The following is a 19,242-nucleotide window of genomic DNA, read 5'->3' on the forward strand; positions in this document are numbered from 1 at the left end:
TTTACCCCGATTCTCTTTGTTTAGGTTTCTTTTTAAGCGATGATATTATAGCATAAAACTATGGAAAAATCTCTGATGAAACGATGGCTCGACTGGTGGCGGGACCGGCCTTATCGCCGGGGACGGGTGTTGAACGGACGATATCGCGTGTTGGCGGTGCTCGGACGGGGGAGCTACGGCATCTCCTATCTGTGCCGCGACAGGCAGGGCGGGGGAGAGGTCGTGGTTAAGCAAGTGCTACCCAGCCGTCGGCACGGCGCCAAGGGGCGGCCGATCTATGAGTACGAAACCGCTCTTCTCGCCGCTCTCGACCATCCGGGCATTCCCCGGCTGCTCGACAAGTTTGAGTGGCGGGAGGGGCTGTTTTTTGCGATGGAATACATGGACGGTCCCAATCTCGAAGATCTAATCTTCGCCGACGAAGAGCGCTATGACGAGGCGGCGGCGCTGTGCGTGGTGCGCGAGCTGTCGGAGTTGGTCGCCTACTTGCACGGCCAAGGCATCATCCACCGCGACGTGCGCATCCCGAACGTGATCCGCCGCGACGGACAGCTCTGCCTGATCGACTTCGGCCTCGCCAGACGGCTCCGAGCACCGGCGACGCAGATCGCCGAGGACTTGTCCGACTACGAGCGGGAGAAGCAGCTCAAAAGGGAAGTGTCGTATAAAAGCGACTTCTACTCGATGGGCCACTTTTTGCTGTTCCTGCTCTACAGCACCTTCGACGAAGACAACGAGGAAGAGCGCTCGTGGGAGGAAGAGCTCGCCCTGCACCCGATGACGCGACAGTTGTTGCGCCGCATGCTCCAACAGGAAGAGCCGTCCTTCACCGACGTGCACGAGTTGCAAAAGGCACTCGACGAAACGATCACAGCCGTACAGCAGGAATAACCTGCGTGCAGGGCACCGGTCTCATCCCGCGTCTCAAAAAATAACCTGCGTGCATGGGGTACCGTTCTCATCCCGCGTCTCAAAAAATAACCCGCGTGCAAAAGGCACTGGTCTTACCTGCGTCTCAGAAGAAAAGCCTGGGTGCTCACGCGGCACCCGGGCTTTTTTGTATGTCTTAGGAGCTGAAGAAGGAGAAGCTTTTGCGCTTGTGCTTGTAGTGGTGGTGACCGTGTTTGGAGTGATGCTCGTAGTCGCTGGAGCTGTACTTTTTGTATCCGTAGCCACGGCGCTTGAAGTCGCTGGAGCTGTACTTTTTCTTGATCGCACTCTTAAACAACATCTTCAGGATTTTGTCCAACATGGCAAGATGCCCTCCTCAAAAACTGTCATGCCTAGATATACGCACGAGGTGCCAAGAAGTTTCGCAGGAATTATTTCCCCATAGCCGCCCGGAACTCGTGCTCCAGCACGCCCATGATGATCGAGTCGTGCCACTCGTGGTCGTAATAAAGAGCCTGCCGTTGCACGCCTTCCGATTGGAAGCCGAGCTTGGCGTACGATTTTTGTGCGCGGGCGTTGTAGGAGAAGACGTTCAACTCCACACGGTGCAGACCCAGCGTGCCAAATCCGTAGTCCAGCAAGAGCCGCATCGCTTCCGTGCCGTACCCTTTGCCAAGGTGGGCGTCGCCGTTCAGCGCGATGCGGATGTACGCGTTGCGGTTGATGTGATCGATCTCGAGCAGTTCCAGCTCGCCGATCAGCTCATCCGTCTCCTGCAGGCAGATCGCCATCGACACCCGCGTCGGATCGCTCGCCCTGCGCGTCAGCCACTCCTCGACGGAGGCGCGGGTGAACAGCGGTTTTGTGCCGGTCAATTTCCGCATCTCCGGGTCGGTCATCGCCCGCAGATGCACCTCGACATCCTCCGGCAGATCATGGCGCAGATAGACGCGCTCGCCTTGCAACTGCTTGATCATAAAAACAGCACCATCCGTTCTTCATCATGATACTCGGCGACTTCTTTCAACCCCCGCTTGTCGTACCCGCACACCTCAAACCCGAGCGATTGATACAGCCGCCGTGCCGGTTCATTCGTCGCGTTGACCGTCAGATGCACCTGCTCCAGCCCCGCCAGTTGCCCGGCTTGTGCCAACGCCGCATCCATCAGTTTCCGACCCACACCGTGACGGCGGCCGTCCGGGTGCACGTACATGGCGTAGATGTTGGCCCGGTGTTGAAACTTGGTCATGCCCTCGCGCACCAACGTCACCATGCCGACCAACCGGCCGTCCTCCCCAAACGCCCCAAACGTAAACGCATGCTCCGACGGGGCCAACCGCTCCTCCATCTCGCTGAGCGGACGGCCGACCGACTCTTCATAGGTCGAGCCAAACGCGCTCGACGCTTCTTGCAGACCAAACAGCCGCAGATCCCGATAGGCCTCTGCGTCCGCCGGGGTAACACGTCTGATTTCCATCGCACACAACCCCCATCTTTTTCCTGTGATTTTCTCTCTATTAAAACACAAAACGAGCGACCTGTGACAGATCGCTCGTTCGTTGACTGCAAGATATTTATTGGCCTTCCATATGCAGAGCTTCCCGCTCCGCCGTCACTTCTTCGCATTCGCTGGAGCAGAAGCGGTTATGCTCCGTCTCGCACTCCTCGCAGCAGACGTGCTGGAGGTGGCAGTAGTCGTTGGCGCAGTTAATGTAGCGGTCATGCGGCTTGCCGCAGTGGTAGCATTTGCCGACGATCACGTCCTCGACCTGATTGATCGGCACGGAGATGCGCTCGTCAAACACGTACATTTTGCCGTCCCACAGCTGACCTTTGACTTCCGGGTCTTTGCCGTAGGTGTGGATGCCGCCGTGCAGTTGCGACACGTCCTCGACCCCTTCGCGCACGAGCAGGCCGGACAGCTTTTCGCAGCGGATGCCGCCGGTGCAGTAGGTCAGGACTTTTTTGCCTTTAAATTTGTCGAGGTTCTGACGAATCCACTCCGGGAACTCGCGGGTCGTCTCGACGTCCGGACGGATCGCGCCCCGGAAATGGCCGATGTCATACTCGTAGTCGTTGCGTCCGTCGATGACGATGACGTCTTCCTGTTGCAACGTCTCGTAGAATTCCTTCGGCGAGAGGTATTTGCCGGTCATCTCGTTCGGGTTGAGGTCTTCCTCCAAGGAGAAGTTGACGATCTCCTTTTTCGGGCGGACGAACATCTTGCGGAACGCGTGGCCTTCCGACTCGTCGATCTTGAACCACAGATCGGTGAACAGCGGGTGCGCGTGCATGTAGTCCATGTACTGCTGCGTCTGTTCCACCGTGCCGGAGACGGTGCCGTTGATGCCTTCGTGCGCCACGAGGATGCGGCCTTTCAGCCCGATGCTCTTGCAGAATTCGAGGTGTACTTTGGCAAACTCCACCGGGTCCTCGATGGTCACGTATTTATAGTAGAGAAGAATTCGATATGCGTTTTCACTCATGATTCAGCCCACCTTATTTGATGTTCACGCCTTCTAGAATAGCACATGTCACTAGGCTTGCACAGCCGATTGAGATCTATACGGCACTCTGTGTTATAATGAAAGGATCATACCCGTGGTGAAAAGGAGGGGTGTCGTATGGCAGAAGATCAGGCGGACAACGGATTCCATCTCTGTCCCAAGTTTGAGCACGCGTTCGAACTGCTTGGCAAGCGCTGGACCGGGCTGATCATCCGCGTGCTGCTCGACGGCCCGAAACGGTTCAAGGAGATCTCCGCGTTGATCCCGTCTTTGAGCGACCGCATGCTGGCGGAGCGTTTCAAAGAGCTGGAGGCAGCCGGTATCATCTCGCGCCACGTCTACCCGGAAACACCCGTGCGCATCGAATACGAACTGACAGATAAAGGGCGAGCTCTCCGCGACTCGATGGATGAGTTGCAGCGTTGGGCGGAGACTTGGACATAATGTTGCAGGCACGAAAAACGAAAAAACCACCGGCTCCTTTGAGAGCACGGTGGTTTTTTGCTTTTGCTTATCCGGCCATCGTCCAGCGCCGATCTGCCAGCAACGCTTCAAACTGGTCGTTCGGCACCGGCGGCGAGAACAAGTAGCCTTGCATCACGGAGCAAGACTGGTCGCGCAGAAACGCCGCTTGCTCGTGCGTTTCGACGCCCTCGGCGATCACTTCCAGATTGAGTGCGTGCGCCAAGGTGATCACCATCCCGGCGATGGCGGCGTCGTCCGCGTCGTTTGCGATGTCGCGGACGAACGAGCGGTCGATCTTCAGCGTATCGAGCGGGAATCGCTTGAGGTAACTCAGCGACGAATGGCCCGTCCCAAAATCATCGATGGAGATGTGCACACCCAGTTGCTTGAGCCGCTCCAAGGTATGCACCGTCGTTTCCAGGTCGTTCATCACCGTGCTCTCCGTGATCTCCAGTTCCAGCCACTCGGCCGGCAGCCCGGTCTCCGTCAGCACCGCACCGATCAGGTCGCACAGATGCGGGTCTTGAAACTGGCGGGCGGAGAGATTGACCGCGAGGCGCAAGTTGTGAAATCCGCTCTCCTGCCAAGCCCGCGTCTGCAGGCAGGCTTGTCGCAGGACGTGTTCTCCGAGCGGCACGATCAGCCCGGTCTCCTCCGCCAGCGGGATGAAGTCGGCGGGAGGGATCAGGCCTTGCGTCGGATGCTCCCAGCGGACGAGAGCCTCCATGCCGATGATCCCCGCTCCCAGCACGACGCGCGGCTGGTAGTAGACCCGCAGTTCGTCCTGCTCCAACGCCCGACGCAGTTCGCACTCCAACCGCACCCGCTCGACGATCCGGTCGTGCATCGCCGGCGAGAAGAACAGCCAGCCCGGCCCGTTCCCCGACTCTTTGCTCCGCTCCATCGCCGTCTCCGCGTTGCGCAGCCACGTGTCCGCATCGCTGCTGTCGTCCGGATAGAGGGCGATGCCGACGTGGACCGTCAGACAGATCTCTTCCCCGTCGATGCGATACGGAGCTTGCAACCGGTCGACCAGCCGCTCTGCGACCCGCTCCGCCTCTTTGCCTTCCAGATCGCGCACGAGCAAGGAAAATTCGTCGCCGCCATAGCGAGCCGCCAGATCCGGCAGGCGAATGCTGTCGCGCAGACGGCGGGCCACTTCCTGCAACAGCAGATCCCCCGCCCGCGCTCCGAGCGTGTCGTTGATCTGTTTAAATCGGTCGAGATCGAGCAACAGCAACGCATGCTGCCGGTCCTGACGCCGCAACGACTCGCCGCTCTGCACCGCTTTTTTCATCGCGTCCTGCAGGTAGCGGCGGTTGAACAGCCCCGTCAGCGGATCGCGGTACATCAGCTTTTCCAGCTCCCATTGCTTGTACTTGAGCTTGTCCGCCATTTTGATCAAAGAATAGACGACCACAACGGTCGGCAAAAACGACAACGTCCACGCCAACCCTTTGGCATGTTCATGCAACACCCCGTGCAAAAGCAAAGGCAAGATCAAACTAAGCAGAACCAACGACCAGACGCGCAGCCGCATCTGAGTTTGAGGTTTCATCGGTGACACCTCCCTTTTAAGTGAATAATATTGACTATGATGAATGTTTAGTCTATTTACTTTAAAGTGAAACTATCTCTTTCAATTCTACTCTCACTGTACCACAAAAGGACTTCCTTTCCAAGAAAATTATAGGACAAAATACCCATATAAACCGACATTTACCCCATCGTCCGACCAATAATGAAAACAGCATCCCTTCTTAAGAAGAGATGCTGTTTCTTGCCATTTTGTTTCACTTTTCTTTATCGCTTCGGCAAACGAATCTGGAACAGGATCTGCTCCCCTTCGCTCTCCGCCCAGATGCGGCCGCCGTGGAGGTCGACGATGCTCTTGACGATGGCGAGGCCAAGGCCCGAGCCGCCGCTCGCCGACGAGCGCGACTGCTCGACGCGGTAGAACCGCTCAAAAAGGCGGGGCAGTTCGGCGGCGGCGATCGGGTCGCCGTTGTTGACCACGGCGATGCAGATTTCGTCCGCTTCAGCGGCAAGTGCGACGCGGATCTCACCTGGCTTGGTGCTGTACTTGACCGCGTTGGTGAGCAGGTTTTCCAGTACACGCACAAACTGGTCGGGGTCGACCGACGCGTAGAGCCGCTCGTCCGGCAGATCTTTGATCAGCCGCAGCTCGTTCTCTTCTGCCAGCGGCACGTATTCTTCGGCCAACTGTTCCAAAAAATCATTCATGCACACCTCGCGCAGATGCATCCGCACCCCTTGGTTGGTGAGCTTGGTGTATTCAAACAAGTCCTCGACCAACCCTTTGAGCTGCTCCGACTTGCCATAGGCGACGCGCAGATACTCGTCATGCTGCTCCTCGCTCTGGTAGCGGCCGTCCTGCAACAATCGCAGATAGCCGATCACCGAGGTCAAAGGGGTGCGCAGATCGTGCGAGACGTTGGTGACCAGCTCGTTTTTGATCTTCTCCGCCCGCCGCTCTTTTTCGATCTTCGTCTCCAGCTCGCGGGCCATGTGGTTGATGTTCCGAGCCAGCGAGCCCAGTTCATCGCCGCTGAGCTCCGGCACCCGATGGCGCAGGTCGCCTTTGGAGATGGTGAGCAGCCCGCCCGCCAGATCCTCGATATAGCCGATCTTGCGCCGCGTCATCCGAAAGAACAGCAGGAAAAACGTCCCCACGCCGGCCACCAGCCCAAACGTCCCGCCGTTGTACGAATAGCGCACCGACGGATAGGGGTAGCCGCGCGAGACCAGATAGCCTTTCGCGTCCGGGAGTTCCACCGGGTACACGCTGACAAACTCGCGGCCCGCCTGGTAACCGCTGCCCGTCGCCCCCTGCAAGGAATCATACGCACTGCTGTAGTCGCCGCGCAGAGACATCGCGTTTTGGATCGCGCTGTGCACATCGACCTGCGTCTCGGCCGCGCTCGGCGATTTGAGGAGCACTTTGCCGTTCAGGTCGACGATCAATTTTTTCGTGCCGCCGTCCTCGGGCTGCTGCGTGTTGATGAGCAGACTTTGAATCTCGATCTGGCTCATCGCTTGGCCCCACAACGTGCGCTGCGTGATCTCGTGGGCGATGTTGGCCGTCTCTTGGTCGATGTTGCGGATACCGGCCGAATAGTCGATATAGGCGGTGCGGTACATCTGCCCGAACACATTTTGCGCGATCGCCCCGACAAGAAACGCCGCCAGCAGGCAGATGCCGAACGTCAGGATCAACTGCCAGCGCAGCGAAGCCCGGACCCGCGACACCGCCGCCTGGGTATAGCCCCAGTAGCGAAGCGGGTTGAAAAATGACAACAGCCAGCGGGTGCGGCGAAACCGGGGCAGTCTAATTTTCAATTTTATATCCCACTCCCCACACCGTTTTGATGTACTTCGGTTTGCGCGTGTTTTCTTCGATCTTTTCCCGGATCTTGCGGATGTGCACCATCACCGTGTTGTCCGACTGATAAAACGCTTCGTTCCACACCCGCTCGTAGATTCGCTCGGCAGAAAAGACCATCCCCCGATGACGGGCGAGCAGTTCGAGTATTGCAAATTCGGTCGGCGTCAGTTTCACGTCCTTGCCGCCAACCCGCACCTCATGCGTCGAGGTGTTGATCACGAGGTCGTCGATCTCGATCTCATTCTCTTTTGGTGTATACGCTTGGTTCAACCGCATATAGCGGCGCAGTTGCGATTTGACGCGCGCGATCAACTCCAGCGGATTGAACGGTTTGGTCATATAGTCGTCCGCGCCGGTGGAGAGGCCGTGGATTTTGTCCATGTCTTGCGATTTGGCGGACAGCATCAGGATCGGCATGTTCTGATCTTCGCGGATCTTCAGACAAGCCTGAATGCCGTCCATGCGCGGCATCATCACATCGAGGATGATCAGGTGCACCTCCTGCTTGCCGAGCAGGTCCAGCCCTTGCACGCCGTCCTCGGCCGTCAGCACCCGATAGCCTTCATTTTTCAAATAGATCTCGATGAGATCACGGATCTCCTTCTCGTCATCGATGATCAAGATCGTCTCTTTTTCCATATCGTGCCTGTCACCTCAAACCTCAGTATACTGGCTGCGCAGGCGTCGCACCAGCCACAGGATCAACAGCGCTCCCGCCGCTGCGAGCAAGGCGTACTGCCCGTAGCGTGTCACCGTCGCGCCGATCTCCTCGATGTACTGCCCAAACAGGCGGCCGACGATGAAAAAGACCAGCGTCCAGACCAATCCCGTCGTGTAGGAAAACAACGCATATCTGGCAAACGGCATCCGGTTGACCCCGACCAGATACGGCACGACATGGCGCACGACCGGCAGGAAATAGCTCCAGCACAGCGCCCATGCCCCGTGGCGATCCAGCATCTCCTGCGACTTTTGCAGGTAGGGCGCGATCTTTTTCTTGCGGGCGAGTTTGTCGAGGATCGGAGCTCCGACGCGATACCCGATCACGTAGCCGAGCGACAGACCGAAGACGACACCCAGGTAGGTGACGAGGAAAGCGGGAATCACATGCAAAAGCCCTAGGGCCGTCACAAAGCCGCCGGTCATCACGATCACTTCATCGGGGATCGGCATGCCGACGATGCCGAGCCACAGCGAGAAAAACAGCGCCGGATAGCCGAACTGATCGATCAACCCGAGCAGAGCATCAAAACTCAATGGGAGACCTCCTTCGTCCGGCATACATACACAAACGCAGGCGGGAAGTTCAACGGCACAAACCCGATCTCCACCCGGTCAAACCGCTTCTCCAGATGCGCCTTCATCTGCAACGAATACTGAAACGTGACAAACACGCCGCCCGGACGCAACGACTGGCTCACCTCGTCCAGGATCCGGTCGCGCAGCATCGGGTCAAAGTTGGCAAACGGCAGGCCGGAGACGACCGCGTCGAGGCAGGTGATGCCGTGGCGCGACATCGAGGCGCTCAGGTCCCGCGCGTCCGTTTCGAACGTCAAGCGCGGCTCCCGCAGGCGGAGTTGACGGCGCATCGCGTAATCCTGTTCAAAGATCAGCGCTGTCGCGTCCGGATGCAGCCGCTCGCGGATGGCGCGGGTAAACACACCGGTGCCCGCTCCCAGTTCCGCCACGGCGCGCAGGCTGTGCCAGTCGATCGGCTGCATCATCTTCTCCGTCAAGAAACGAGAGCTCGGCGTCACGCTGCCGACGCTCTTCGGGGATTGCAAAAATTTATAAAGAAAGACCATTTTTTCCGCCACTTGATGGGTCTGTTGCATGCGTATCTCGCTCCTTTATTCTCCTAAGGATTCATTGTATCCATCTTAGCCAACAAACCTTATCGAAAAGAGCGATAACTTCTGAAGAATCTCTTAAGAAACAAACAGAGCGTCCGTATTGTTCGTGACGGACGCTCTGAAAAGTGGCACGGGGCCGGTGATTATGCGGTTGTGGTTTTCTGGGCGGTGCGGCGGCGGATGAACCAGATCGCCACACCGAGCAGGATCAGCACGATGGAGATCACTTGCGCCATGCGCAGCGGACCGATCATCAGCGAGTCGGTGCGCATCCCTTCGACGAAGAAGCGGCCGATGGAGTACAGCACGAGATAGCCGGAGAGCACCGCGCCGTCAAATTTCTTGTACTTGCGGATCAGGAGCAAGATGCCAAAGACGAGCAGGTTCCAGACCGATTCGTACAGGAAAGTCGGGTGGTAGTACGTCCCGTCGATGTACATCTGATTTTTGATGAAGTCCGGGAAGCGGTCCATGAACGCCTCGCTGACCGGTCCGCCGTGCGCTTCTTGGTTGAAGAAATTGCCCCAGCGGCCGAGAGCTTGGCCGATGATCACGCTCGGCAGGAAGATGTCGGCCAATTTGAAGAACGGCAAGTCGTGTTTGCGCAGATACAGCCACGCACCGAGGGTACCGCCGATCAGCCCCCCGTGGATCGCCAAGCCGCCGTGCCAGATGGCAAAGGCGTTGGCGATGTCGTCTTTGTATTGGTCCCACTCCAAGATGACATAGTACGCGCGTGCGCCGAGGATCGCCAGCGGGATGATCCAGTAGACCATCGTCAGGATGTGATCCCCGTCGATGCCCTCCTCCTTTGCAAATCGCAACGCCAGCAGCGTCCCGATCACAAACGCGGACGCCATGATCGCCCCGTACCAATGAATGCTCAGCGGGCCTATCTCCAGTAAAATCGGATCGAGCAACAGAGTTTCCTCCTTAAATCGGGAGAGTTGTTTCCTCTATTCTAACACAGGTGTGGAGAAAATCCTTTTTTTACATCCCGCGCTTGGCGAGCACAGCCTTGATCGTGAAGTATTCGACCTCGGGCGGCAGGGCGTCTTTGAGCGGGCGGAGCTTTTCGGCGCCGATCTCGTCGGCCGCAGCGAGGATCAACGGTTCGTGCTCGGCCGGGATGATCTGCGACCAGTCGAGGTCGTGACCTTCGACGGCGGCGCGGATCAGGTGGTCCTCGATGGTGACCGGTTTGAGCCCCCGCTCGGCGGCGATCTCCTGCACGGAGCGACCTGCTTGGAACAAAGCCAGCGATTGCAGATGCGTCGGCGTGTCGCCTTTGCCGCTGTCGGCGGCGGGACGGTCTGCCGCGTCTGCCGTCGGTTGCGGGCGACCGGACAGGTCGAGGCCGCGCTCCTCGGCGTAGGAGCGGATCGCGTCGAGGAAGGGGGCGCCGTACTTGGCAAATTTGGACTCCCCGACCCCTTTGATCCGCAGCATCGCCGCTTCGTCGACCGGCACATACTCGCTCATCTCGCGCAGGGTGCTGTCGGCGAAGATGATGTATGGCGGCACCTTTTCCCGCTGCGAGATCTCTTTGCGCACCTCGCGCAGACGCTCGAACAGATCGGCGTCCGGCGTACCGTGCCGCTCGGCCTCCTGCTTGGCCCGCACCTTTTGTTGCACCGTCTCTTTGCCCTGCAGGACGCCGACCGCGCGCTGGGTGAGCTGCACCGTCGGGAACCGGGAGTCGGTCAACGCCAGATAGCCCTCGGCGACGAGCAGGTGGATCAGGTCGGCGATGTCCTTTTCCTTGTACTCTTTCATGATGCCGTAAGTCGGCAGGCGGTCAAAGCCGAACTGCTTGACCTTTTGATTGGACGAGCCCTTCAACGTCTGAGCGACCAACCCCGCGCCAAAGCGCTCTTTCATCCGCTTGACGCAGGAAAAGATCTTTTGCGCCTCGACGGTGATGTCGCGCAGTTCGCTGTCGTCGACGCACGAGGAACACACCCCGCAAGGCTCCGGCAACGCGTCTTCGAAATACTCCAAGATATAGTTGCGCAGGCAGCGGGTCGTATGGCAAAAATCGACCATCGCCTGTAATTTTTTATATTCGTTCGCCTGACGCTCCTGCGCCGACGACTGCTCGATCAGAAACTTTTGCAACTGGACGTCCTGCGGGTGGTACAGCAGCACGCACTGCCCGGGTCCGCCGTCGCGTCCGGCACGTCCCGCTTCCTGATAGTAGGACTCCATGTTTTTCGGCATGTTGTAATGCAAGATCCAACGCACGTTCGATTTGTCGATCCCCATCCCGAACGCATTGGTCGCGACCATGATCCGCACGTCGTCATAGAGAAACTTCTCCTGCCACATCGACTTCTCGTCGTCCGTCAGCCCGGCATGGTATTTGCCGACTGTGTAACCGCGTGCCGTCAGGATCTCGTGGAGCTGATCGACCTCTTTGCGCGTCGCAGCATAGATGATGCCCGCCTCGTCTTTGTGCGCAGGCAAAAAAGCGTCGAGGTAGTCGCGCTTGTTGACGCCGCGCAAAAGGGCAAACGAGAGATTTTCCCGGTTGAAGCCGGTGACAAACACATGGTTGGGGCGGATCGAGAGCAACGAGAGGATGTCCTGCGTGACTTCGGGGGTCGCGGTGGCGGTGAAGGCGGTGATCAGGGGACGTACCGGGAGGGAGTGAATCATGCGGGAGACGCTGAGATAGCTCGGGCGGAAGTCATGCCCCCACTGCGAGATGCAGTGCGCTTCGTCGATGGCGATCTGGGAGATCGGCAGGTCGTACAGGTCATTTCGGAACCGCTCGGAGTCCAGTCGCTCCGGCGCGATGTACAGCAGTTTGAAAGCGCCTTGCTTGGCGGCGGCCAGCGTGTCGTCCGCCTCTTTGGCGGAGAGCGTGGAGTTGAGCATCGCGGCCGGGATGCCGAGGCTTTGCAGCGCGTCGACCTGATCTTTCATCAGCGAGATCAAGGGCGAGACCACCAGCGTCAGTCCTGGCAAGAGCAGGGCCGGGATCTGGTAGCAGATCGATTTCCCGCCGCCGGTCGGCATGATGCCGAGCGTGTCGTGTCCGGCGAGAACGGAGCGGAGTATGCTCTCCTGCCCGCTGCGAAAATCAGAATAGCCGTAATGCTTTTGCAGCAGCTCACGGGCCGTTTCCATCATTCCGTATGCACCTCACTTTTGTCTTCTCCAGTCTACCACATTCTTAAAAAATTCAAAGTCAGTTTGCCAAGTATTTGCTAGAATGGATAGTAGGATTTTCCAAAACTTGAAAGTGAGGGCATCCCATGTTGAAAAACTCTCTCGCCCGCCGGGTCACGCTGTACGCGTCGACGGCGGCACTGCTCGTCGGCCTGTTCCCGGCGACGGGTGCGCAAGCGGCGCAGGCGGCAGATCTGCCGACGCTGGACAGTGCAACGGCGACCGCGTTTGCCGACCAGTACTTCACCGCTGACATGCTAAAAGAGCACGGCGTGCCGGGTGCGGCGTTTGTTGTCGTCAAGGACGGCCAAGTCGTGTTGGAAAAAGGCTACGGCTACGCAAACGTCGAAGCGAAGACCCCGGTCGATCCGCAGAAAACGGTCTTCCGCACCGCCTCTGTCTCGAAAGTCTTCACCGCCACCGGCGTGATGCAACTGGCCGAGCAGGGCAAGATCGATCTCCACACAGACATCAACGACTACCTCGACTTCGAGATCAAACATTTAGAGAACCAACCGATCACCATGCACCATCTGCTCACCCACACCACCGGCTGGCAAGGGATCGAGCCGACCCCGGACCAACTGAGCGCCGACCCGGATCAGGAGTATTTGCTCGCCGACCACATCAAGAGCAAAGAGCCGAAGGTCGTCCGCCTGCCGGGCACGGCAATGATGTACGACAACTACGCCTCTTCTCTGCAAGGCTACATCGTGGAGCGCGTGTCGGGCCAGAAGTTCTCCGCTTATATGGAGAAAAACGTCTTTTCCCCGCTCGGCATGGACCGCACGTCCTTCCGCCTCACCCCGGAGATTCGCCGGCAACTGGCGACCGGATACAACGCGGACGGCTCCCCGATCACTCCCTACGGCTTGAAGCCGACCGACCTGCCGGAGGGCGGGCTGAACGCGACGGCGAGCGACGTGGGCAAATTTATGAACGCACATCTGAACAACGGCCTGCTGGGCGACCGGCGCATTTTGTCGGAAGCGACCGCGAAACAGATGCACCGGTTCCAATTCGGCCTGCATGAAAAGACACCGGAGATGGCGTATGGATTTGAAGCGTCGATGTACCCGCAGACCAACGGGCAGACGGTGATCGGCAAAGGCGGCGACATGCCGGGCTTCTCGTCCTACATGTGGCTGCTCCCCGAGCAAAAGTCCGGGGCGTTCGTCATCTACAACACATTGAACGACTCCCTGCGCGCGGAGCTGTTCAGCGAGTTCATGAACACGTTCTACCCGGCACCGACACTGCCCGACCCGAACTACCTGAACACGCCAAAAGCGGATCTCGTCCCCTTTGAAGGCACATACCGCGACCTGCGGATGAACGCCTTGCTCTACAACATCAAGGCGACGGACCCCGGTACCCTGTCCCTGCGCAACGATACGTTCGGCGTCAACATGACCCTGCGCCAAGTCGAGCCGCTGCTGTTCCTCGCCGTCGAGAACAAAGGCGAGACGGCCGAGGGCGACGCGCAGACCGCTCCGTCGCTTTACATCTCCTTTGCCGTCGACGAAGACGGCAACGTCACGTTTGCCAAATCACCGGGGATGGGCGACCTCGAACGCGTGACTCCGACTTTGTACCCGGACGTCGACCCGGAGAGCCCGTATGCAGAGTTTATCTACGACCTGCAAAATCGCGGCCTCATCCACGGCAACCCGGAAGGCACCTTCGGCCCGGAAGACCGCGTGACCCGCGCCGAATTTGCCAAGCTGCTGGCGGCTGCGCTCGGCCATCCCGGCTCGAAATCTCCGGCCGCATTTGCCGATGCCAACGCGAGCTTTGCCGGGGAGCAGATCCAAGCGCTGTACGAACTCGGCCTGATCAAAGGCACCTCGGCGACCGCCTTCTCCCCCAACGCCGACGTGTCGCGGGAAGAAGCAGCCACGATGATCTACCGCCTCTGGCTCCTGACCGGCGGCAAACCGCTGACCGCACAAGTGACCGGCGACACCTCCCCGTGGGCGAGCGAAGCGGTGCAAACCATCGTCGCGCTCCAGTTCTACGGCCCGGACGTGCTCCCGGAAAACGGCGTCGCCAACTACCGCTCCAAACAGGCGATGACCCGCCAAGAAGTCGCGGTGCTGTTCTCGAAGATGCTGAACTACAAGCCGCAATAAATCCATGGGCACCTGCTTCCTTGCAGGTGCTTTTTTTCTGCCCATTGACATCTCCTTAAATCCCGATATGATAGGTAGGTATAGATCGAAAGGAGCGTGACGCGCTTGCAACACCCGATCATCGAGATCCAACACGTCAACAAATCGTTCATCCAGCGTGGCGGCAGCGATTTTACCGCGCTGCAAAACGTCTCGCTCTCCATACAGAAAGGTGAGTTCGTGTCTCTGCTCGGCCCGTCCGGCTGCGGCAAATCGACCTTGCTCAATCTCGTGGCCGGCCTGGAAAAAGCGGATGCCGGCTCCGTCACCGTGGGCGGCAAGACGGTCACAGGCCCCGGCCCCGACCGCGTCGTCGTCTTTCAGGAACACGCCTTGTTCCCGTGGCTGACCGTGCTCGACAACGTCGCGTTCGGCCTCAAGCAAAAAGGCGTCGGCAAAGCGGAGCGCGAATCCATCGCCCGCGAGCAGATCAAAGCGGTGCACCTGACCAAATTTGCCGACCGCTACCCGCACGAACTGTCGGGCGGCATGAAGCAACGGGCGGCCATCGCCCGCGCCTTGGCGATGGACCCGGAGATCCTGCTGATGGATGAGCCGTTCTCCGCGCTCGACGAGCAGACCCGCCTGATCCTGCACCGCGACCTCGAAGAGATCTGGATGCAGACCGGCAAAACGATCCTCTTCGTCACTCACAACATCCGGGAAGCGGTCACCCTGTCCGACCGCGTGGTCGTCATGTCGACACGTCCCGGCGAGATCAAAAAAGAGTTTATGATCCAAGCGACCCGTCCCCGCGACAAGGCCGACTCCAACCTCTATCACATGGAAAACCAGATCATGCAGTCGCTGGCTGACGAGCTGGAAAAAGTCGTAAAGGAGGAGATGGGCGATGAGTACAGCCTTCAGGAGAAGCGTCTTTCTGATCCTGCTGCTGATCACGTGGGAAGCGGCATCTAGGATCTTTGACTGGGGTTGGAAATTCCCGTCCTTCCTCCAGACGGTCGAAGCGTTCCGCCTCGGCTTTACCGAAGGGCAGTTGCTGGAAGCGACGCTTCAGTCCTTGAAGCGACTCCTGATCGCCTTTGCCATCGCGATCACCGTCGGCACGACGCTCGGATTTTTATTTGCCCGCTCGCGGTTTCTCGATGACACGCTCGGCTTTCTCGTCATCGCTTTGCAGACGATCCCGAGCATCGCGTGGCTGCCGTTTGCGATCATCTGGTTTGGCCTGACCGACACGTCGGTCATCTTCATCACCACGCTCGGGGCGACCTGGACGATGGCGGTGGCCGCCCGCACCGGGATCAAAAACATCCCGCCGATCTATCTCAAGGCGGCGCAGACGATGGGCACCGGCATGGGCTGGCGGATGTTCTCGCAGGTGATGATCCCGGCCGCGTTCCCGCACTTGATCACGGGCCTTCGCACCGCATGGGCCTTTGCGTGGCGCGCATTGGTCGCAGGCGAGTTGATCGCCAAAGGCGTCGGCCTCGGCCAGATCCTCCAAGACGGGCGCAACCTCGGCGACACGTCCTTGATGCTCTGCATCGTCATCATCATCGCCGTGCTCGGCACCGTGTCCGACCACTTCTGCTTCAAACGGATGGAAGACAAGATCCTCGTCCGCTACGGATTGAAATAAATTTTCTAAGAAATTCGAGGTGTTTTTCTAATGAAGAAACTGTCCCTGTTCCTCTCCGCTCTGCTGCTCTCGACCACCGTGCTGGCCGGTTGCTCGTCCGGCGATGACAATGCGGCAGACGGCCAGACCACCGTCAAGATCGGCATTTTCAAAAACGTCACCCACGCGGCCGGCTATGTCGCGCTCGACCAAGGCTATTTCCAAAAGCAGTTCGGGGATGACGTAAAGATCGAAGTCCAAGGCTTCGACAACGGCTCCGACTTCTCCACCGCCCTGTCGACCGAGCAGATCGACATCGGCTTTGTCGGTCCGGGTCCGTCGACCAATCAGTTCGTGAAGAGCAAAAACTTCCGCGTCATCTCCGGGTCCAACAACGGCGGCGCGGTGCTGGTGGCAGGCAAAGACTCGGGCGTCAACTCGGTGCAAGACCTGAAAGGCAAGACGGTCGCAATCCCGACAAAAGGCTCGACCAACGAGATCTCGCTGCGCCTCCTGCTGGAAGAAAACGGCCTGAAAGTCACCACTGACGACACCGGCGTGCAGATCATCGCCCGCGCTCCGGCCGACACCCTGCTCGCCATGCGCCAAGGCGAAGTCGACGCCACCCTGATCCCGGAGCCGTGGGGCACGCAGATGGCGAAAGAAGGCATCGGCAAGATCCTCGTCGACTGGGACCAGATCCCGCCGAACAACGGCAACTACCCGCTGACGATCATGGTCGCCAATGACAAGTTCCTGAAGGAACACCGCGACCTCGCGAAAAAAGCGATTGCGGCGAACATCCAAGGCATCGAGTTCATCAAAGCCAACCCGGAAGCGGCGTACACGTCGATCAACAACCAACTGAAGCAACTCTCCGGCAAAGGCCTCGACGTCGAGCAGATCAAAGCCGCCCTCGCCCACTGCAACCTGACCTCCGACGTGTCGGTCGAGGCGATCGAACAGATGGCACAGGTGTCCATCGACGCCGGCTACATCAAAGGCATCAAGAAAGAAGAGCTCGACCTGAAACCGTTCGTGGACCTGACCCTGCTTGAGGAAGTAAAGAAGGAAGCGAAGTAAGCGAAAAAGACGAACGGCTCTGAGCCGCTCGTCTTTTTATATCGAGAAAAAATACAAAACAGGCAATCCGATGATCGGCACCCACCAGCTCCATTTTCCGTACTTCACCGTCAACCAACTGCAAAGCCAACTGACGGGACAACCGACAAAAAGTACAAGTCCATATCCGATCAACACTTCATTACCAAAGGGAAGACCATGCTCGACTTTCAACGGGATCAACAAACACAAAAACGACGTGAAGGCGACCGCCCACAGAACGACTCCCGCCACCACACCTGAACGTACATCACCCGTCCTTTTCGCCCACCAAATGCTGACACCTGTAAGCAACAAAAACCAGATCAACAGTGAGTTGGCAGTCATGCCCAAGCGGAGCCCGTAAAAGTGTTGTATGCCCAGCCAAACCCCAATCACACTCGGTAAAAACCAATCACTCTGAATCAATCTTTTCAGAATCATCCTCCCCCTCTCCCTCCCACGATACGCCTGTCCGGAAAGTGCCATGACAAAAAAACCGCCCTGACAATTCTGGGCGGTTCCGTTTCATCATCTCGCCAAAAACTCTTCCAGACGCGCTTTCACAGTCGGCCATTCTTCCAGGATGATCGAGAAGTAGGCGGTGTCACGGATGTAGCCGTCCGGGAGGATCATCGATTTGCGGAGAATGCCTTCGTAGGACGCGCCGAGACGGCGGATGGCCGCTTGGGAGCGTTCGTTGCGGGCGTCCGTTTTGATTTGAACGCGGACAGCATCGAGCGTCTCAAACGCATGGCGGAGCAGCAGGTATTTGCACTCGGTGTTGATCCGGGTCCGCTGCACAGCCGGGGTGTACCACGTCGAGCCGATCTCCAGTTGGCGATGGCCCGCCACGATGTTCAAATAGCGGGTGCTGCCGACGATCTCGCCGCTCTCTTGGTCGATGACGACCCACGCCAGTTCGGTGCCCTTTTCTTCTGCCGCCATCGCTTTGCGCACCCAGTTCACCATATGCTCGCGTTCGGTCATCTCCCACGGCATATACGTCCAGATGTCCGGGTAGTTCCCCGCTTCATATAGTGCATCGATATGTTCTTCGCGCATCGGCACGAGTTTGGCGCGCAGTCCGGTGAGTTCGACGGGTTGGATGTTCATGGTGTGATCTCTCTCCCCTAACAAAGTTTTACATCAGTGTACCGCCATCTCTGGAAAAAGACCACCCATTACAGATGTGAGAGTTTATCCGGATTGCGCACGATGTACACGCCGACGATCTGTCCATCCCGTTCGGCAAGGGAAAACACGGTGTCGGTCTGTCCTTCTTTTGCAAACAGCAAGCCAGGGGCACCGTTGACGTCGGCAAAGCGGATCTCGTACCCTTCCGCCCCCTGAGTCCGCGCAATGCCAAACAGAAACGCCGCGACGTGCGCAGGGCTGTGCACCGGTCGAATCGCCGCCAGCACGCGTCCGCCTCCGTCGGAGTAGAGCGTGACGTCGGCGGCCAGCAAAGACAGCAACGCCTCGTGATCCCCGCTGCCGATGGCAGTGACAAAACGTGTCAGCAGGTCGCGATGGCGTTCGTAGTCGGGAGCGGCTTGCGGGAGATCGGGGCCTAGCTTTTGTCTGACGCGGGAGAGGATCTTGCGGCAGGCGGCCGGAGTCTTGCCGACAGTGTCGGCGATCTCCTCGTAGTCAAAGCCGAGTGCCTCGCGCAGGACAAAGACGGCCCGCTCCGACGGACTCAGCCGCTCGATCAGGGTCAGGCAGGCGATGGAGAGATGGTCATGCGTCATGACCGTCTCCAGCGGGTCGCCTCCCGACGAGCCCACTGTGCCCTCTGTCAGCAACGGTTCCGGCAGCCACGGGCCGATGTAGACTTCACGCTGTTTGCGCGCCGATTTCAAGTGGTCGAGACAGCGATTGGTCATCATCTTGCACAAGTAGCTTTTCATGCTGTCCACCCGCCCGCCGTCCACACGCTCCAACGCGAGAAACGTGTCTTGAATCATGTCTTCCGCGTCCATCACGGAGCCGAGCATGCGGTAGGCGATAGAAAATAACAACGGACGGTATTCCGTGTATAACTCCTGCGTATCGATCGGGATCACCCTTTCGCCCCATTTTACCTCCT

Annotated in this window: 20 protein-coding genes; 6 read left to right on the plus strand and 14 right to left on the minus strand. The window is 58.6% G+C overall.

The features are described from left to right. Positions 1-75 precede the first annotated feature (75 nt). Positions 76-891, plus strand: a complete 816-nt coding sequence (locus OS242_RS07000) for a serine/threonine protein kinase (RefSeq protein ID WP_267150938.1) — start codon at positions 76-78, stop codon at positions 889-891. Positions 892-1,066: 175 nt separating this feature from the next. Here the strand turns inward: OS242_RS07000 and OS242_RS07005 are convergent, their stop codons facing one another. The 4 genes from OS242_RS07005 to trhO all read right to left on the minus strand — a co-directional run bounded on the left by OS242_RS07005 (position 1,067) and on the right by trhO (position 3,377). After that, a complete protein-coding gene (locus tag OS242_RS07005; protein WP_267150939.1) occupies positions 1,067-1,252 on the minus strand; it encodes a hypothetical protein in 186 nt (61 codons plus the stop codon). Positions 1,253-1,322: 70 nt separating this feature from the next. After that, a complete protein-coding gene (locus OS242_RS07010) occupies positions 1,323-1,868 on the minus strand; it encodes a GNAT family N-acetyltransferase (RefSeq protein ID WP_267150940.1) in 546 nt (181 codons plus the stop codon). Next, positions 1,865-2,368: a GNAT family N-acetyltransferase gene (locus OS242_RS07015; RefSeq protein ID WP_267150941.1), complete on the minus strand. Its 504-nt coding sequence runs from the start codon at positions 2,366-2,368 to the stop codon at positions 1,865-1,867. Before OS242_RS07015 ends, OS242_RS07010 begins: the two co-directional genes overlap by 4 nt. Positions 2,369-2,465: 97 nt before the next feature. Continuing rightward, the gene (trhO, locus tag OS242_RS07020) at positions 2,466-3,377 is read right to left on the minus strand and encodes an oxygen-dependent tRNA uridine(34) hydroxylase TrhO (protein ID WP_267150942.1); all 912 of its coding nucleotides are present in this window, start codon (positions 3,375-3,377) and stop codon (positions 2,466-2,468) included. Positions 3,378-3,515: 138 nt separating this feature from the next. On the opposite strand from trhO, the gene OS242_RS07025 reads away from it, so the two are divergent. Beyond that, positions 3,516-3,842 carry a winged helix-turn-helix transcriptional regulator gene (locus OS242_RS07025; RefSeq protein WP_267150943.1) on the plus strand — a complete coding sequence of 109 codons (327 nt, stop codon included), beginning with the start codon at positions 3,516-3,518 and terminating at the stop codon, positions 3,840-3,842. Between the two features lie 67 nt (positions 3,843-3,909). Here the strand turns inward: OS242_RS07025 and OS242_RS07030 are convergent, their stop codons facing one another. The 7 genes from OS242_RS07030 to recQ all read right to left on the minus strand — a co-directional run bounded on the left by OS242_RS07030 (position 3,910) and on the right by recQ (position 12,257). Then, entirely contained in the window at positions 3,910-5,421 is a 1,512-nt protein-coding gene (locus tag OS242_RS07030) for a putative bifunctional diguanylate cyclase/phosphodiesterase (protein ID WP_267150944.1), read from the minus strand. 245 nt (positions 5,422-5,666) lie between these two features. Then, positions 5,667-7,223 carry a sensor histidine kinase gene (locus OS242_RS07035; RefSeq protein WP_267150945.1) on the minus strand — a complete coding sequence of 519 codons (1,557 nt, stop codon included), beginning with the start codon at positions 7,221-7,223 and terminating at the stop codon, positions 5,667-5,669. Then, the gene (locus tag OS242_RS07040; RefSeq protein ID WP_267150946.1) at positions 7,213-7,908 is read right to left on the minus strand and encodes a response regulator transcription factor; all 696 of its coding nucleotides are present in this window, start codon (positions 7,906-7,908) and stop codon (positions 7,213-7,215) included. Before OS242_RS07040 ends, OS242_RS07035 begins: the two co-directional genes overlap by 11 nt. A gap of 15 nt (positions 7,909-7,923) precedes the next feature. Continuing rightward, positions 7,924-8,526: a DedA family protein gene (locus tag OS242_RS07045; protein WP_267150947.1), complete on the minus strand. Its 603-nt coding sequence runs from the start codon at positions 8,524-8,526 to the stop codon at positions 7,924-7,926. Beyond that, on the minus strand, positions 8,523-9,104 hold the full coding sequence (locus tag OS242_RS07050) for a class I SAM-dependent methyltransferase (protein ID WP_267150948.1): 582 nt from the start codon (positions 9,102-9,104) through the stop codon (positions 8,523-8,525). Before OS242_RS07050 ends, OS242_RS07045 begins: the two co-directional genes overlap by 4 nt. 161 nt (positions 9,105-9,265) lie before the next feature. Continuing rightward, positions 9,266-10,042: a prolipoprotein diacylglyceryl transferase gene (gene lgt, locus OS242_RS07055; RefSeq protein ID WP_267150949.1), complete on the minus strand. Its 777-nt coding sequence runs from the start codon at positions 10,040-10,042 to the stop codon at positions 9,266-9,268. 70 nt (positions 10,043-10,112) lie between these two features. Continuing rightward, positions 10,113-12,257 carry a DNA helicase RecQ gene (gene recQ / locus OS242_RS07060; RefSeq protein WP_267150950.1) on the minus strand — a complete coding sequence of 715 codons (2,145 nt, stop codon included), beginning with the start codon at positions 12,255-12,257 and terminating at the stop codon, positions 10,113-10,115. 125 nt (positions 12,258-12,382) lie between these two features. Between recQ and OS242_RS07065 the strand changes: the two genes are divergently transcribed. The 4 genes from OS242_RS07065 (at position 12,383) to OS242_RS07080 (ending at position 17,132) form a co-directional block, all read left to right on the plus strand. Beyond that, positions 12,383-14,428 (plus strand): beta-lactamase family protein, encoded by a 2,046-nt coding sequence (locus OS242_RS07065; protein WP_267150951.1) that lies wholly within the window; start codon positions 12,383-12,385, stop codon positions 14,426-14,428. A 117-nt stretch (positions 14,429-14,545) separates the two neighbouring features. Then, a complete protein-coding gene (locus tag OS242_RS07070; RefSeq protein WP_267150994.1) occupies positions 14,546-15,385 on the plus strand; it encodes an ABC transporter ATP-binding protein in 840 nt (279 codons plus the stop codon). After that, complete coding sequence (locus tag OS242_RS07075) at positions 15,318-16,070, plus strand: ABC transporter permease (RefSeq protein ID WP_267150952.1); 753 nt, start codon at positions 15,318-15,320, stop codon at positions 16,068-16,070. Before OS242_RS07070 ends, OS242_RS07075 begins: the two co-directional genes overlap by 68 nt. A 30-nt stretch (positions 16,071-16,100) precedes the next feature. Further along, the gene (locus OS242_RS07080) at positions 16,101-17,132 is read left to right on the plus strand and encodes an ABC transporter substrate-binding protein (RefSeq protein ID WP_267150953.1); all 1,032 of its coding nucleotides are present in this window, start codon (positions 16,101-16,103) and stop codon (positions 17,130-17,132) included. 36 nt (positions 17,133-17,168) lie between these two features. Here OS242_RS07080 and OS242_RS07085 read toward each other — a convergent pair whose 3' ends face one another. The 3 genes from OS242_RS07085 to OS242_RS07095 form a co-directional block, all read right to left on the minus strand. Then, positions 17,169-17,594, minus strand: coding sequence for a hypothetical protein (locus tag OS242_RS07085; RefSeq protein WP_267150954.1), 426 nt, complete (start codon positions 17,592-17,594; stop codon positions 17,169-17,171). 87 nt (positions 17,595-17,681) lie between these two features. Next, positions 17,682-18,266, minus strand: a complete 585-nt coding sequence (locus OS242_RS07090; protein WP_267150955.1) for a GNAT family N-acetyltransferase — start codon at positions 18,264-18,266, stop codon at positions 17,682-17,684. A 68-nt stretch (positions 18,267-18,334) separates the two neighbouring features. After that, positions 18,335-19,219 carry an RNA polymerase sigma-70 factor gene (locus tag OS242_RS07095; protein WP_267150956.1) on the minus strand — a complete coding sequence of 295 codons (885 nt, stop codon included), beginning with the start codon at positions 19,217-19,219 and terminating at the stop codon, positions 18,335-18,337. Between the last annotated feature and the right edge of the window lie 23 nt (positions 19,220-19,242).

It is taken from the genome of Tumebacillus lacus, assembly GCF_026410385.1.
Lineage (GTDB): Bacteria > Bacillota > Bacilli > Tumebacillales > Tumebacillaceae > Tumebacillus > Tumebacillus lacus.

Excerpts from the sequence above, each read along its gene's own strand:
- OS242_RS07090 (WP_267150955.1), bottom strand. The coding sequence starts at position 18,266 with ATGAACATCCAACCCGTCGAACTCACCGGACTGCGCGCCAAACTCGTG.
- OS242_RS07065 (WP_267150951.1), top strand. The coding sequence starts at position 12,383 with ATGTTGAAAAACTCTCTCGCCCGCCGGGTCACGCTGTACGCGTCGACG.
- OS242_RS07010 (WP_267150940.1), bottom strand. The coding sequence starts at position 1,868 with ATGATCAAGCAGTTGCAAGGCGAGCGCGTCTATCTGCGCCATGATCTG.
- OS242_RS07030 (WP_267150944.1), bottom strand. The coding sequence starts at position 5,421 with ATGAAACCTCAAACTCAGATGCGGCTGCGCGTCTGGTCGTTGGTTCTG.
- OS242_RS07025 (WP_267150943.1), top strand. The coding sequence starts at position 3,516 with ATGGCAGAAGATCAGGCGGACAACGGATTCCATCTCTGTCCCAAGTTT.
- recQ (WP_267150950.1), bottom strand. The coding sequence starts at position 12,257 with ATGATGGAAACGGCCCGTGAGCTGCTGCAAAAGCATTACGGCTATTCT.
- OS242_RS07015 (WP_267150941.1), bottom strand. The coding sequence starts at position 2,368 with ATGGAAATCAGACGTGTTACCCCGGCGGACGCAGAGGCCTATCGGGAT.
- OS242_RS07000 (WP_267150938.1), top strand. The coding sequence starts at position 76 with ATGAAACGATGGCTCGACTGGTGGCGGGACCGGCCTTATCGCCGGGGA.
- OS242_RS07075 (WP_267150952.1), top strand. The coding sequence starts at position 15,318 with ATGAGTACAGCCTTCAGGAGAAGCGTCTTTCTGATCCTGCTGCTGATC.
- OS242_RS07080 (WP_267150953.1), top strand. The coding sequence starts at position 16,101 with ATGAAGAAACTGTCCCTGTTCCTCTCCGCTCTGCTGCTCTCGACCACC.
- trhO (WP_267150942.1), bottom strand. The coding sequence starts at position 3,377 with ATGAGTGAAAACGCATATCGAATTCTTCTCTACTATAAATACGTGACC.
- OS242_RS07005 (WP_267150939.1), bottom strand. The coding sequence starts at position 1,252 with ATGTTGGACAAAATCCTGAAGATGTTGTTTAAGAGTGCGATCAAGAAA.
- OS242_RS07085 (WP_267150954.1), bottom strand. The coding sequence starts at position 17,594 with ATGATTCTGAAAAGATTGATTCAGAGTGATTGGTTTTTACCGAGTGTG.
- OS242_RS07050 (WP_267150948.1), bottom strand. The coding sequence starts at position 9,104 with ATGCAACAGACCCATCAAGTGGCGGAAAAAATGGTCTTTCTTTATAAA.
- OS242_RS07040 (WP_267150946.1), bottom strand. The coding sequence starts at position 7,908 with ATGGAAAAAGAGACGATCTTGATCATCGATGACGAGAAGGAGATCCGT.